At 70.0% G+C, this 12,723-nt stretch carries 11 protein-coding genes; 8 read left to right on the forward strand and 3 right to left on the reverse strand.

The window, feature by feature from the left end:
* Positions 1-6 precede the first annotated feature (6 nt).
* The 4 genes from BHQ18_RS09670 to BHQ18_RS09685 are packed head-to-tail and all read left to right on the forward strand — an operon-like array spanning position 7 to position 5,682.
* Positions 7-1,542 (forward strand): APC family permease, encoded by a 1,536-nt coding sequence (locus tag BHQ18_RS09670; protein WP_069413387.1) that lies wholly within the window; start codon positions 7-9, stop codon positions 1,540-1,542.
* Complete coding sequence (locus tag BHQ18_RS09675; protein WP_069413388.1) at positions 1,542-3,077, forward strand: GMC family oxidoreductase; 1,536 nt, start codon at positions 1,542-1,544, stop codon at positions 3,075-3,077. The genes BHQ18_RS09670 and BHQ18_RS09675 overlap by 1 nt, the downstream gene beginning before the upstream one ends.
* Positions 3,052-4,878 carry a putative nucleotidyltransferase substrate binding domain-containing protein gene (locus BHQ18_RS09680; RefSeq protein ID WP_069413389.1) on the forward strand — a complete coding sequence of 609 codons (1,827 nt, stop codon included), beginning with the start codon at positions 3,052-3,054 and terminating at the stop codon, positions 4,876-4,878. The genes BHQ18_RS09675 and BHQ18_RS09680 overlap by 26 nt, the downstream gene beginning before the upstream one ends.
* Positions 4,879-4,896: 18 nt before the next feature.
* Positions 4,897-5,682 carry an IclR family transcriptional regulator gene (locus BHQ18_RS09685; RefSeq protein ID WP_069413390.1) on the forward strand — a complete coding sequence of 262 codons (786 nt, stop codon included), beginning with the start codon at positions 4,897-4,899 and terminating at the stop codon, positions 5,680-5,682.
* On the opposite strand, the gene BHQ18_RS09690 is transcribed toward BHQ18_RS09685, so the two are convergent.
* The 3 genes from BHQ18_RS09690 to BHQ18_RS09700 are packed head-to-tail and all read right to left on the reverse strand — an operon-like array spanning position 5,648 to position 8,393.
* Positions 5,648-6,535, reverse strand: coding sequence for an alpha/beta fold hydrolase (locus BHQ18_RS09690; protein WP_069413391.1), 888 nt, complete (start codon positions 6,533-6,535; stop codon positions 5,648-5,650). The two genes, BHQ18_RS09685 and BHQ18_RS09690, sit on opposite strands and share 35 nt — an antisense overlap.
* Positions 6,536-6,555: 20 nt before the next feature.
* Positions 6,556-8,121 carry an alpha/beta hydrolase gene (locus BHQ18_RS09695; protein WP_069413392.1) on the reverse strand — a complete coding sequence of 522 codons (1,566 nt, stop codon included), beginning with the start codon at positions 8,119-8,121 and terminating at the stop codon, positions 6,556-6,558.
* Positions 8,118-8,393 (reverse strand): DUF7162 family protein, encoded by a 276-nt coding sequence (locus BHQ18_RS09700; protein WP_069413393.1) that lies wholly within the window; start codon positions 8,391-8,393, stop codon positions 8,118-8,120. The genes BHQ18_RS09695 and BHQ18_RS09700 overlap by 4 nt, the downstream gene beginning before the upstream one ends.
* A 123-nt stretch (positions 8,394-8,516) precedes the next feature.
* Here BHQ18_RS09700 and pafA point away from each other — a divergent pair, with 123 nt between their 5' ends.
* From pafA to tatA, 4 genes are all read left to right on the forward strand, one after another.
* Entirely contained in the window at positions 8,517-9,875 is a 1,359-nt protein-coding gene (pafA, locus tag BHQ18_RS09705) for a Pup--protein ligase (RefSeq protein WP_109789241.1), read from the forward strand.
* A 582-nt stretch (positions 9,876-10,457) separates the two neighbouring features.
* The gene (locus tag BHQ18_RS09710; RefSeq protein ID WP_069413395.1) at positions 10,458-11,450 is read left to right on the forward strand and encodes a helix-turn-helix transcriptional regulator; all 993 of its coding nucleotides are present in this window, start codon (positions 10,458-10,460) and stop codon (positions 11,448-11,450) included.
* Positions 11,447-12,418, forward strand: a complete 972-nt coding sequence (locus BHQ18_RS09715; RefSeq protein ID WP_069413396.1) for a helix-turn-helix transcriptional regulator — start codon at positions 11,447-11,449, stop codon at positions 12,416-12,418. Before BHQ18_RS09710 ends, BHQ18_RS09715 begins: the two co-directional genes overlap by 4 nt.
* A gap of 35 nt (positions 12,419-12,453) precedes the next feature.
* A complete protein-coding gene (gene tatA / locus BHQ18_RS09720) occupies positions 12,454-12,705 on the forward strand; it encodes a Sec-independent protein translocase subunit TatA (protein ID WP_069413397.1) in 252 nt (83 codons plus the stop codon).
* Positions 12,706-12,723: the final 18 nt, after the last annotated feature.

Raw genomic sequence — 12,723 nt, forward strand, 5'->3', positions numbered from 1 at the left:
ACCTTCATGGTGATCAAACAGCCCCACGCCGACAGCGGTCTCGAGGACTTCGGCTACCGCGAGTCGCTGGACCGCAGCATCGGCAAGTTCGCCAGCTTCGCCGCCGGCGTCAGCTACATCTCGATCCTGACCGGCACCTTCCAGCTGTTCTACTTCGGTTTCGGCACGGCAGGACCGGCCTACCTGTGGTCGTGGCCCATGGTGTTCGTCGGGCAGATGGCCGTCGCGCTGTGCTTCATGGAACTGGCGGCCAAGTATCCCGTCGCGGGCTCGGTCTACAACTGGAGCAAGAAACTGGCCAGCCGGCTGGTCGGCTGGACCTCGGGCTGGTTGATGCTGACCGCGTCGATCGTGACGATCTCGGCGGTGGCGCTGGCCTACCAGCTCAACCTGCCGCGGCTGTGGAGCGGATTCCAGATCATCGGGGACGGCAGCGGCACCTACGACTACGCGGCCAACGCCGTCCTGCTCGGCTCGCTGCTGATCGTGTTCACCACCCTGGTCAACGCGCTCGGCGTGCGGCTGATGTCGCGGATCAACTCCAGCGGAGTGTTCATCGAGCTGATCGCCGCGGTGCTGATCGTGTTCCTGCTGGCCATCAACGCCCAGAACAGCCCCCAGATCTTCTTCTCCACCAACGGCTACGGCGCCGGCGAGAGCATGGGCTTCCTCGGGGCGTTCCTGATCGCGTCGCTGGCCTCGGGCTACGTGATGTACGGGTTCGACACCGCCAGCTCGCTGGGGGAGGAGACCGTCGAACCGCGCCGCACCGCGCCCAAGGCGATCGCCAGGGCCATCCTCGCGTCGTTCGTGATCGGCGGCGGCATCCTGGTTTTCGCGGTGATGGCCGCACCGAACCTGGCCGACCCGCAGCTCGGCGAGAGCAGCGGCGGCCTGCAGTACATCGTCGAGCAGGTCATGTGGGGGCCGCTGGGCAAGATCTTTTTGGCCTGCATCGTGGTCGCGGTGACGGTGTGCTGCCTGGCCGTGCACACCGCCGCGATCCGGCTGACGTTCGCGATGGCCCGCGACAACGCGCTGCCGTTCGGCGAGCGACTGGCCACCGTGCACCCCAAGACGCAGACCCCGATCGTGCCCGCGGTCACCATCGGGATCATCGCGATCGTCATCCTGGTCATCAACATCGGCCAGCCCAAGATCTTCACCGTGCTGACCTCGATCGCGATCATCATGATCTACCTGGCCTACCTGATGGTGACCGGGCCGATGCTCAAGAAACGGCTCAGAGGGGAGTGGCCGCCGAAGGACCTCAAAGAAGGCGGCTACTTCACGATGGGCCGCTGGGGGCTGGCGGTCAACATCGTCGCCGTCGTCTGGGGCATCGGGATGGCGCTGAACCTGGCGTGGCCGCGCTCGGCGGTCTACGGCGACCCCTGGTACAACACGTGGGGCGCGTTCGTCTACATCGGTGTGATCGCCGGCGCCGGGCTGCTGTGGTACGCCGTCAAGGGCCGACACCACATCGGATGCCTCGAATCCCACGCTATGACAACCAGATCCGAGGCGGTGGAGCAGCCCTGATGGGTTCCGATGCGACGCAGGCAGGCACCTTCGACTACGTGATCGCGGGCGGCGGCACCGCCGGATGCGTGCTGGCCGCTCGGTTGTCGGAGGACCCCGACGTCACGGTGTGCCTGCTCGAGGCCGGGCCGTCTGACGTCGGTGACGACGACATCCTGGTGCTCTCCGAATGGATGCACCTGCTCGACTCCGGCTACGACTGGGACTATCCGGTCGAACCGCAGGAGCGCGGCAACTCGTTCATGCGCCACGCACGCGCCAAGGTGCTCGGCGGCTGCTCGTCGCACAACTCGTGCATCGCGTTCTGGCCGCCGGCCGAAGCGCTCGACGAATGGATCGAGATGGGCGCGACCGGATGGGGCGCCGACGACGTGCTGCCGCTGACCCGCAGGCTCACCGAGACGGTGCTGCTGCGCGACGTACCACCCGAAGACCCCTGCGGCGTAGCGGTTCTCGAGGCCGCCGCGATGGTCGGCCTGCCGACCGTCTCGTTCAACCGCGGTGAGACCGTGCGCAGCGGCGCCGGCTGGTTCCAGATCAACGCCTCGGCCGATGGGCTGCGGATGTCGTCGTCGCGGGCGTTTCTGCACCCGATCCTCGGCACCCGCCGCAACCTCGAGGTGCGCACAAAGTGCTGGGTCGCCGAGATCCTGTTCGACGACACCCGCGCCGCCACCGGAGTGCGCTACCAGAGGCCGGACCTGACCGGCTACGACGTGGTGACCGCCCGACGCGAGGTCATCCTCACCGCCGGCGCGATCGACACACCGAAACTGTTGATGCTCTCCGGGATCGGGCCCGCCGAGCACCTGCGCGAGTTCGGCATCGACGTCCGGGTCGACTCGCCGGGCGTCGGGGCCAACCTCGACGACCACGTCGAGGGCCTGGTGTTCTGGGAGGCCGCGCAGCCGATGGTGACGACCTCGACGCAGTGGTGGGAAATCGGCCTGTTCACCTGTGTCGACGACGGATGCACCCAGCCCGACCTGATGATGCACTACGGCAGCGTGCCGTTCGACATGAACACTCTCCGGCACGGCTACCCGACGACCGACAACGGTTTCTGCCTGACCCCCAACGTCACTCAGGGCCGCTCCCGGGGCACCGTGCGGCTGCGCACCCGCGACTTCCGGGACCGCGCGCGGGTGGATCCGCGGTACTTCACCGACCCCGACGGCTACGACGAACGCATCATGCTGGCCGGGGTGCGGCTGGCCCGCACGATCGCCGAACAGCCCCCGATGGCGCCGTGGGTCGGCCGCGAACTGGCCCCGGGCCCGCAGGCCACCACCGACGACGAACTGCTCGACTACATCCACAAGTGCCACAACACCGTCTACCACCCGGCCGCGACCGCCCGGATGGGCGCGGCGGACGACCCGATGGCGGTGCTCGACCCCGCGCTGCGGGTCAAGGGCGTGACGGGGCTGCGGGTGGTCGACGCCTCGGCGATGCCGAAACTGCCCGCGGTCAACCCGAACATCACCGTGATGACGATGGCGGAGAAGTGTGCCGAACTCATCCGAAGTCCGTGAGCTGAGCGCATTCCTCAACGAGCACACACCTTTTCAGGCGGTGCCCGGCGATGAACTCGAACAACTGGCCACCGGCGCCGTGGTCGAGACGTATCCGGCGGGCGCGGTGGTCGCCGACTTCTCGCAGCGGGTGCCCGACGACGTCTGGATGGTGCGCAGCGGGCAGGTCGTGTTGCGCTCCAGCGCCGACGGCATTGTCATCGACACCGTCGACGTCGGCGGCATCTTCGGCTACCTGCCGCTGCTGACCGGTGCCGGATCGGACTTCGACGCCCGAACCGCGGTGGCCAGCACCCTGATCCGGCTGCCCGGCGCGCTGGTGCGGGCACAGTTCGCCAAACCGGCGGGGCTCGCATTCCTGGCGTCCGCGGCGGGGAAGGGCCCGGGGCGGCCCACGATCGCCACCGCGATCGACAACCGGCCGGTCTGCGAACTGCTGCACGGCGATCCGCTGCTCGTGACCCCCGGCACCGCGGTGCGCGACGTCGTCGTCGCGATGACCGAGCAGCACGTCGGCTGCGCGCTGATCCGGCTGCCCGACGGCGCGCTGGGCATCTTCACCGACCGCGACCTGCGCACCCGGGTGGTGGCCCGGGGGCTGCCGCTCGACACCGGCATCGAGCAGGTGATGAGCGCGCCCGCCCGGACGGTCACTGCCGATCTGACCGCGGACACGGTGCTGATGGAGATGCTCGAGTGCGGCCTGCGGCACATGCCGGTGGTGACCACGCGCGGTGAGGTGCTCGGCGTCGTCGAGGACGCCGATCTGCTGGCCGCCGCGGCGCGGCAGAGCTTCCTGCTGCGCCGCGCGATCGGCACCGCCACCACGTCGGCCGCGCTGCAGCAGGCCGGTGCCCGGGTCACCTCGGTGGCCGTCGACCTGTTCCGCAACGGCACCAAGGCCGCGGCCACCAGCGCGATCCTCTCGGTGGTCATCGACAGCCTGGTGCGCAAGGCGCTGGAGCTGGCGATCGCCGAGTCGACGGGCCCGGTTGCGGGCTTCGCGTGGCTGACCCTGGGCTCGGTGGCCCGCCGCGAGGCGATGCCGTCGTCGGACGTCGACAGCGCGCTGTCGTTCGCCGAGCCCGCGGCGGCCGGGCCGCTGCGCGACGTCGCCGCACTGGTGCATCGCACCCTCGACGGCTGCGGCCTGCCGTCGGACACCAACGGCGCGGTGGCCTACCACCCGGCCTTCGCGCGCGCGGCCCCGGACTGGGCGGCGGCCGCCGAGGGCTGGCTCAAGCACCCGCTGGTCGACCGCGGGCTGATCATGTCGTCGCTGCTGCTCGACGGCCGCGTCGTCTGGGGTGACCCCGGGCTGCACACCGTGCCCGCGGTGTACCGCAGGCTGCGCACCGAAGGCCGCGACGCGCTGCGGCTGCAGCTGCTCAACGCGCTGTCGGGCAAGGTACGCACCCGAGGTCTGCGAGATGTGCTGTCACGCCGCGGCGGAACCTTCGACCTGAAGAACCACGCGATCACGCCGATCGTCAACCTCGCCCGCTGGGGCGGAATGACCGCCGGGGTGAGTTCTGCGTCGACTCCGGCGCGCCTGGCGGCCGCCGCTCAGGTCGGTTCCATCAGCGAACGCGACGCCGACACCCTGTGCGACGTGTTCGCGATGCTGCAGCGCCTGCGGATGGCCCATCAGGTCGAGCAGATCTCGGCCGGGCACACCCCCGGCGATGTGGTGACGATGTCGGAACTGTCCCCGCTCAACCGCGGCCTGCTCAGCGACGGACTGCGCGAAATCGCCGCCGTGCGACGGCGTGTCGGGGGTTTCGGGGTGCCGCGCGGATAGCCGTATAGGCTGGTCACGATGCCCAGGGGTGATGAGGACAGACCGGCTGCCGCAGTGCAGTCCGTCGACCGGGCGCTGCTCGTGCTCGAAATCATCGCCGCGGCAGGCCAAGCCGGGGTCACCGAGATCGCTGCGGAGCTCGGAGTGCACAAGTCGACGGTGTCGCGGTTGATCGCTGCGCTGGAGGCCCGCGGCTACGTCGAACAGGTCACCGGGCGTGGCAAATACCGGCTCGGTTTCTCGATCACCCGGCTGGCCCGCGCCGGCGGTGCCCAGCTCGATCTGGTCAAGGTCAGCCAGGACGTCTGCGACGACCTCTGCGCCGAGCTGGGCGAGACCACCAACCTGGCGATCCTCGACGAGGACCGCATCGTCAACATCGTCGAGGCCATCGGTCCCGCGGAGATCGCGCTGCAGACCTGGGTCGGCCAGAACTGCCCGGCGCACGCGACCTCCAGCGGCAAGGTGCTGCTGGCCGGCCTCGACGACAGCGAGCTCGCCGATCGGGTCGCACCGACGCTGACCACCTTCACCCACACCACGATCACCACGATCACCGAGCTGCGCGCCGAACTGGCCAGGGTCCGCACCCGCGGGTGGGCCAGCGTCTGCGAGGAACTCGAGGTGGGCCTCAACGCGGTCGCCGCGCCCGTGCGCGACGCCGATGCCAAAGTGGTTGCGGCGCTCAGTGTTTCGGGACCGTCCTACCGGCTGGGGGAGGCCAGGTTCGACGAGGCCGCCAAGCTCACCGTCGCAGCGGCCGACTCGATCAGCCGGCGCCTGGGATGGGTCGAGCGCGGATGAGGATCAGCTCCGCGAACTGGTCGGGGCACTCCAGCGGTGTGAAGTGGCCGGCGTCGAACGCCTGGTGCACCGACACGTCGGTGAAGTAGTGCCCGAGTCGGTCCGCCCATTCCGGCGGGAACAACGGGTCATGTTGCGGCCACACCACATCGGTGGGCACGTGGATCTTGATGGCCCGTTCGGGCGGTAACTCGGCCAGCGACTGCGCGATCATGCCGGCGCCCGCGCGGTACCACGCGATCGACGCGGCGAAGGCCCCTGGCAGCGCATAGTCGGCGACCAGCCGGTCCAGATCGTCCTCGGCGATGCTGAATTCCGGTCCCGACCAGTGAGTCCAGAAGTGGCGCAGATACTCCCGCACCGCGTCGGCGTTACCGTCGATCAGGTGCGCGGCCACCGGCAGCTGGTGAAACGCCTGATACCAGAACTCGCTCTGCGCCTTGGCCGTCAGCACCCGGTCCCCGGCGCCGGGCAGCGGTGGCGACAGCACCAGTGAGCGCACCAGATCCGGCTGCATCCGCGCGATGCTCTGAGCGACACGGCTGCCGACGTCGTAGCCGGCGAGCACCACCTGGGACAGCTCGAGTTCCTTGATCAGCCCGATCACGCTGCCGGCCTGGGCGGTCGCGCTGTAGAAGTGCCGGACCGCGACGTCGTGTTTGTCCGAGCCGCCGAACCCCCGCAGGTCGGGTGCGATGACGTCGGTGGCGTCGCCGATCAGCGGGACGAGGCGACGGAAGTCGTGGCGGTTGCCGGGCCAACCGTGCAGCAGCACCACCGGCGGGGCCCCCTCGGTGCCGCAACGGTCATAGGCGAGCCGGAACCCGTCGACGGGGGAGCTGCGTGACCACATCGGCCCATTCTTGCCAGTGCTCAGCCGGTTTCGGGCAGGGTTGACCGATCCGCGCCGATGTCACCGGTGATCACGCCGAGGATCGCCCGCCACGAATCCGACGGCCAGTTCAGCACATCGGAATGCGCCCGCGGCCCCGCCATCGGCCGTCCGTCGTCGTAATACCCTGTGCCCAAACGGATCACGCCGTCCAGCTCGTCGGGATCGGCGCCGTGCGGGCCGCCGGGAACACCCTGCACCGCGGTGATCAGGTCACCCGGCGGCGTCATCGAGAAGCGCAGCACGTCGGGGTTGCGGTTGTGCCAGTCGCCGGCGTCGTCGACACCGACACCAGCGCCGGCCGCGGCGACGAACAGGGTGCGGTCGGAGGTCAACCCGAGCGTCTCGGCCGTGCCGACGATCGAACCGCCGTAGGAGTGCCCGATCACGGTCACCGGGATCCGTCGACCGGTGGCGTCGACCCGCCGATTGACATCCTCGGTGAACGCCACCAGGCGCGGGGCCATCCCCAGCGCGTACCGGGGGTCGGCGGCCGCGGCGAGCGCGGTCAGCGGGTTGTCGCCGCGCGGGAACGGCCCGCCGAGGTAGGTGATGGCGGCGACGCGGCCGCGGGTGGCGGTCACGAACCGCTGCGCTGTCCGGTTGTTGGCCGCCGATCCTGCGATTGTGGTGCCCAGGCCCGGCACCAGCACCGCGACGCTGGAGGCCTTGGCGAGGTCGCCGTGCAGTTCCACCAGCGACGCCCGCGCCGGGTCGAACGCGAGGATCTGCCGGTCCCGGCGGAGCTGCCCGCCGGTTGGGTCGTCGGTTTCGGCGAGCAGCGCGCGGTACACGTCGAGCCGGGCGGGGTCGGCTTCGTGCAGCACCGCCTGCGCGATGTTGGTGCGGTTGGCCTGCACCCGCAGGTGCCACGGCACCCCGTCGGTGTTACCGACCTGCCGGGGAAAGCGCGCGACGAGCTGTTCGCGCTGGTCGGCCGGCATCGACTCGAGCTGCGCGGCGATCGCGTCCTGCCCCGTGGTGGGCCAGGCCGCGACGACGTCGGCGCCGACGGCGGCGGTGCCGACGGGCAGCGTGAACGCCTCGGCGAGGTCGGCGGCCGCGTCCGCGTCGGCGGATTCCAGGTGCTCTAGCGCCGCCGTCACGTCGGCGGTCAGGGCACGCGCCCGCGCCGTCAACAGCTCCGCCGCCAGCGGGGGGTCACCGCCGGACAGCGCGACGAGCAGCGGGGACGGCGAGGTGGCCGGGGTGACGGTCCCGTCGTCGGCGACCTCGAAGCCGTCGTCGCACGCAGTGCGCACCGCGGCCAGCACGGCAGCCCGGGCGAGGGTGATCTGTTCGGCCCCGTCGCGGGCCGCGGCGGCCGCGAGCACCAGGGCCGTCGCGAGTGTATCCGTATTGGCGACAATGTCTTTCGCGTGCGCGCGGGCTTCGTCGGCGGCGGCGCCGTGCCAGAACGCGAACCCGCCGTCCAGCGCCTCCGCGTTGGCGGCGATCAGGCGCGCGGCGCGTTCCCAGTCCTCGCCCAGCCGGGCCAGCACGTCCGGGCGCCAGGCCTCGACCTGGCTGACGGTCGGCGGGCTCACCGTGCGAAGCGGCCGCCGTTGCGGCGTTCGGCGTCGTCGAACGCGTCGGCAGCCGTGCGCGCCGCCGCGGCCCACGCCTGCATGGCGGTCACCGCGGCGGCGAGCCGGGGCGGCACCGGACACGTCTCGGCGGCCCCGGCGACGCGGGCGCCGGCCAGCGCGTCGGGATCAAAGGACGGCCACGGCATCTCGGCGATCCGCGTGGCCGCGTCGCTGACCCGTGCGGCGACGGTGCGCAGCTGCCGGACGTCGAGTTCGACGAATTCCCCCATGACTCATGCTGGCATTTTCGGCCCCGTCGGCGCCCGGGTTATCCACAGCGGGCGAGGACTGCTGCGCGCGTTCCGGCGCGGCTTGCCCACCAGGGTTGCCGGGCAACCAGTAGTCTCGATGAGGTGCAGCGACGAATCATGGGCATCGAGACAGAGTTCGGTGTCACCTGCACGTTCCACGGACATCGTCGGCTGAGTCCCGATGAGGTCGCCCGCTACCTGTTCCGGCGGGTGGTGTCGTGGGGCCGCAGTTCGAACGTGTTCCTCCGCAACGGCGCCAGGTTGTACCTCGACGTGGGCAGTCACCCCGAGTACGCCACCGCCGAATGCGACAACCTGACGCAGCTGGTCACCCACGACCGCGCCGGTGAGCGGGTCCTCGAGGACCTGCTGATCGACGCCGAGCAGCGGCTGGCCGACGAGGGCATCGGCGGCGACATCTACCTGTTCAAGAACAACACCGACTCGGCGGGCAACTCGTACGGCTGTCACGAGAACTACCTGATCGTGCGGGCCGGGGAGTTCTCCCGGATCTCCGACGTGTTGCTGCCGTTCCTGGTGACTCGCCAGCTCATCTGCGGCGCGGGCAAGGTGCTGCAGACCCCGAAGGCGGCGACGTTCTGCCTGAGCCAGCGCGCCGAGCACATCTGGGAAGGCGTCTCCTCGGCGACAACGCGGTCGCGTCCGATCATCAACACCCGCGACGAACCGCACGCCGACGCCGAGAAGTACCGCAGGCTGCACGTCATCGTCGGCGACTCGAACATGTGCGAGGCGACCACCATGCTGAAGGTGGGCACCGCGTCGCTGGTACTGGAGATGATCGAGGCCGGCATCGCGTTCCGCGACTTCTCGCTGGACAATCCGATCCGCGCGATCCGCGAGGTCAGCCACGACTTGACCGGTCGCCGCCCGGTGCGGCTGGCCGGCGGACGGCAGGCCAGCGCCCTGGACATCCAGCGCGAGTACTACTCACGCGCGGTCGAGTACCTGCAGAGCCGCGAACCCAACACCCAGATCCAGCAGGTCGTCGACCTGTGGGGGCGCCAACTCGACGCGGTCGAGAGCCAGGACTTCGCGAAGGTCGACACCGAGATCGACTGGGTGATCAAGCGCAAGCTGTTCCAGCGCTATCAGGACCGCTACAACATGGAGCTGTCCGACCCGAAGATCAGCCAGCTGGATCTGGCCTACCACGACATCAAGCGCGGCCGCGGCGTGTTCGACCTGCTGCAGCGCAAGGGTCTGGCCACCCGGATCACCACCGACGAGGAGATCGAGGCCGCGGTCAACACCCCGCCGCAGACCACCCGGGCCAAGCTGCGCGGCGAGTTCATCAGCGCCGCGCAGGAGGCCGGCCGCGACTTCACCGTCGACTGGGTGCATCTCAAGCTCAACGACCAGGCCCAGCGCACGGTGCTCTGCAAGGACCCGTTCCGCTCGGTCGACGAACGGGTCAAGCGGCTCATCGCCAGCATGTAATCGTCTTAGCGCTCGCGGGTCTTTTCCCGTCGAGAGTCGGGTTTTTGGCGTGAATTTGGCTGGATCGCGTGAAAAGTTCGACGCTCGGCGGTGGGAGGGGTGCGAGCCGCTGGGGGTGGGGCTGGTGCCGGCTCGGTTCTTTTCCCGTCGAGAGTCGGGTTTTTGGCGTGAATTTGGCTGGATCGCGTGAAAAGTCCGACGCTCGGCGGTGGGAGGGGTGCGCCGCTGGGGGCGGCTGGTGCCGGCGCGGGTCTTTTCCCGTCGAGAGTCGGGTTTTTGGCGTCAGTTCGGCTGAATCGCGCGAAAAGTTCGACGCTCGGCGGTGGGAGGGGTGCGCCGCTGGGGGCGGCTGGTGCCGGCTCGGGTCTTTTCCCGTCGAGAGTCGGGTTTTTGGCGTGAATTCGGCTGGATCGCGTGAAAAGTCCGACGCTCGGCGGCAGGAGGGTGCGCGCGGCAGGGCCAGAAGGCGCGGGCGGGCGCGTCGTCGGCCCCCGAGCGCTCACCCCGCGTGCGGTGCCGACGCGAAAACTCGTATACCGGTGAGCGCTCGGCATGAGGACGGCACACCCTAAGCTGGATCGAGTGGCGATCTCCAAAGTCGAACGGCTGATGAATCTCGTGATCGCGCTCCTGTCGACCCGCACCTTCATCACCGCCGAACGGATCCGCGAGACGGTCTACGGCTACTCCGACAGCGCCAGCGACGAGGCGTTCTCCCGCATGTTCGAGCGCGACAAGAACGAGCTGCGCGACCTGGGCATCCCGCTGGAGACCGGTCGGGCCTCGCAGTACGACCCGACCGAGGGGTACCGCATCAACCGCGAGGCCTACGCGCTGCCCGCGGTTCAGCTCACCCCCGACGAGGCGGCCGCCGTCGCCGTGGCCACCCAGCTGTGGGAGTCCCCGGAACTCATCACCACCACGCAGAGTGCGCTGCTCAAACTGCGCGCCGCCGGCATCGACATCGACGCCGTCGACGCCGCACCGACCATCACCTCCACCGCGGCGCTGCCGGGTCTGCGCGGGTCCGAGGACGCTCTGGGAACGCTGCTGTCGGCCATCGACGCCGGACAGGCGGTCCAGTTCCCGCACCGGCCGTCGCGCACCGAGCCCTACACCACCCGCACCGTCGAACCCTGGGGTGTGCTCACCGACCGCGGCCGCTGGTACCTGGTCGGCCACGACCGGGACCGCGACGCGCCCCGCACGTTCCGGTTGTCGCGCATCGGCCCCGACATCACGCCGATCGGCCCGCGCGGCGCGGTGAGCAGGCCGAAAGACGTCAACCTGCGCGAGATCGTGCAGCGCGCGGTCGGGGAGTGGCCGTCGGCCGGACAGGCCAAGGTGTGGATCGCCGAGGGCCGTGCCACCGCGCTGCGCCGCCGCGCCGCCGAGGTCGCGCCACACACCCTCGACGGCCGCCCCGGCGAGGTGATCACCATCGACATGGGCATGTTCGACCGGCTGGCCCGCGAGGTCGCCGGCTACGGCCCGGATGCGATTGCGCTGGAACCGCAATCGCTGCGCGACGACGTCGTCGCGCGGCTGCGGGCGCAGGCGGGGGTCACGGCATGAGCACCGTTTCGACGCGCCTGGTGCGGCTGCTGAACATGGTGCCGTACTTCCAGGCCAACCCGAAGATCACCTACGCCGAGGCGGCCTCGGACCTCGGGGTCAGCGAGAAACAGCTGCGCGACGACCTCAACCAGCTGTGGATGTGCGGGCTGCCCGGCTACGGCCCCGGCGACCTCATCGACTTCGAATTCTCGGGCGACACAATCGAAGTGACGTTCACCGCGGGTATCGACCATCCGCTGCGGCTGACCTCGCCGGAGGCGACGGGCGTGCTGGTGGCGCTGCGGGCGCTGGCCGACGTGCCCGGCATGGTGGACCCCGAAGCCGCGCGCAGCGCGATCGCCAAGATCGAGTCCGCCGCCGGGCGGGTCGGGCACGGCGGCGCGCTGACCGCCGCCGCGGTCGAGGACCCCGCGCCGATCGAGAGCGACGCTGCCGCGGCAGCGCGCGCCGCCGTGCGCGATGCGCGGGCGCTGAGCATCGAGTACTACTCGGCCTCCCACGACGTGCTGACCAGCCGCGTCGTCGACCCGATCCGCATCGTGCTGGTCGGTGACCACAGCTATCTGGAGGCGTGGTGCCGCTCGGCCGAAGGCGTGCGGCTGTTCCGCTTCGACCGCATCGTCGACGCGCAGCTGCTCGACGAGCCGTCCGCGCCGCCGCCGCCCGCGGTGGCGGCCGAACCGGACACCTCGCTGTTCGACGCCGACCCGTCCCTGCCGTCGGCACTTCTGCTGATCGACCGGTCGGCGTCGTGGATGTTCGACTACTACCCGCTACGGGTGGTCCGCGAGCTGCCCGACGGCGCCTGCGAGGCCGCGATGACGTACGCCTCCGACGGCTGGATGACGCGGTTCGTGCTCGGCTTCGGATCGGCGGTGCGGGTCCTCGAACCCGCGGACCTCGCCGACAAGGTCCGCGAATCGGCGGAAGCCGCGCTGCGCGCGTACGGCGAATCCGCCTCATGACGGTAGACTGGCCGCGACGTCTGGAGGTGACCTAAATGGGCGGTCTGCAACCCTGGCACTGGGTGATCGTGATCGCGGTGTTCGTGCTGCTTTTCGGTGCCAAGAAGCTGCCGGACGCGGCGCGTTCGCTCGGCAGGTCGATGCGGATCTTCAAGTCCGAGATCAAGGAGATGCAGGCGGACTCCAAGCCGGAGACCTCCCCGGAGGCGACTCCGATCGCCTCGGAGCGGATCGACGCGCCGACGCCGCCGCAGACCGAGCACCCGTCGGACAAACGTCCGGCCTGATCGTCGACGAACCAGTGA

This window comes from Mycolicibacterium flavescens (assembly GCF_001722335.1).
Lineage (GTDB): Bacteria > Actinomycetota > Actinomycetes > Mycobacteriales > Mycobacteriaceae > Mycobacterium > Mycobacterium flavescens.

Excerpts from the sequence above, each read along its gene's own strand:
- BHQ18_RS09670 (WP_069413387.1), top strand. The coding sequence starts at position 7 with ATGGTGATCAAACAGCCCCACGCCGACAGCGGTCTCGAGGACTTCGGC.
- BHQ18_RS09675 (WP_069413388.1), top strand. The coding sequence starts at position 1,542 with ATGGGTTCCGATGCGACGCAGGCAGGCACCTTCGACTACGTGATCGCG.
- BHQ18_RS09685 (WP_069413390.1), top strand. The coding sequence starts at position 4,897 with ATGCCCAGGGGTGATGAGGACAGACCGGCTGCCGCAGTGCAGTCCGTC.
- BHQ18_RS09690 (WP_069413391.1), bottom strand. The coding sequence starts at position 6,535 with ATGTGGTCACGCAGCTCCCCCGTCGACGGGTTCCGGCTCGCCTATGAC.
- BHQ18_RS09700 (WP_069413393.1), bottom strand. The coding sequence starts at position 8,393 with ATGGGGGAATTCGTCGAACTCGACGTCCGGCAGCTGCGCACCGTCGCC.
- BHQ18_RS09715 (WP_069413396.1), top strand. The coding sequence starts at position 11,447 with ATGAGCACCGTTTCGACGCGCCTGGTGCGGCTGCTGAACATGGTGCCG.
- tatA (WP_069413397.1), top strand. The coding sequence starts at position 12,454 with ATGGGCGGTCTGCAACCCTGGCACTGGGTGATCGTGATCGCGGTGTTC.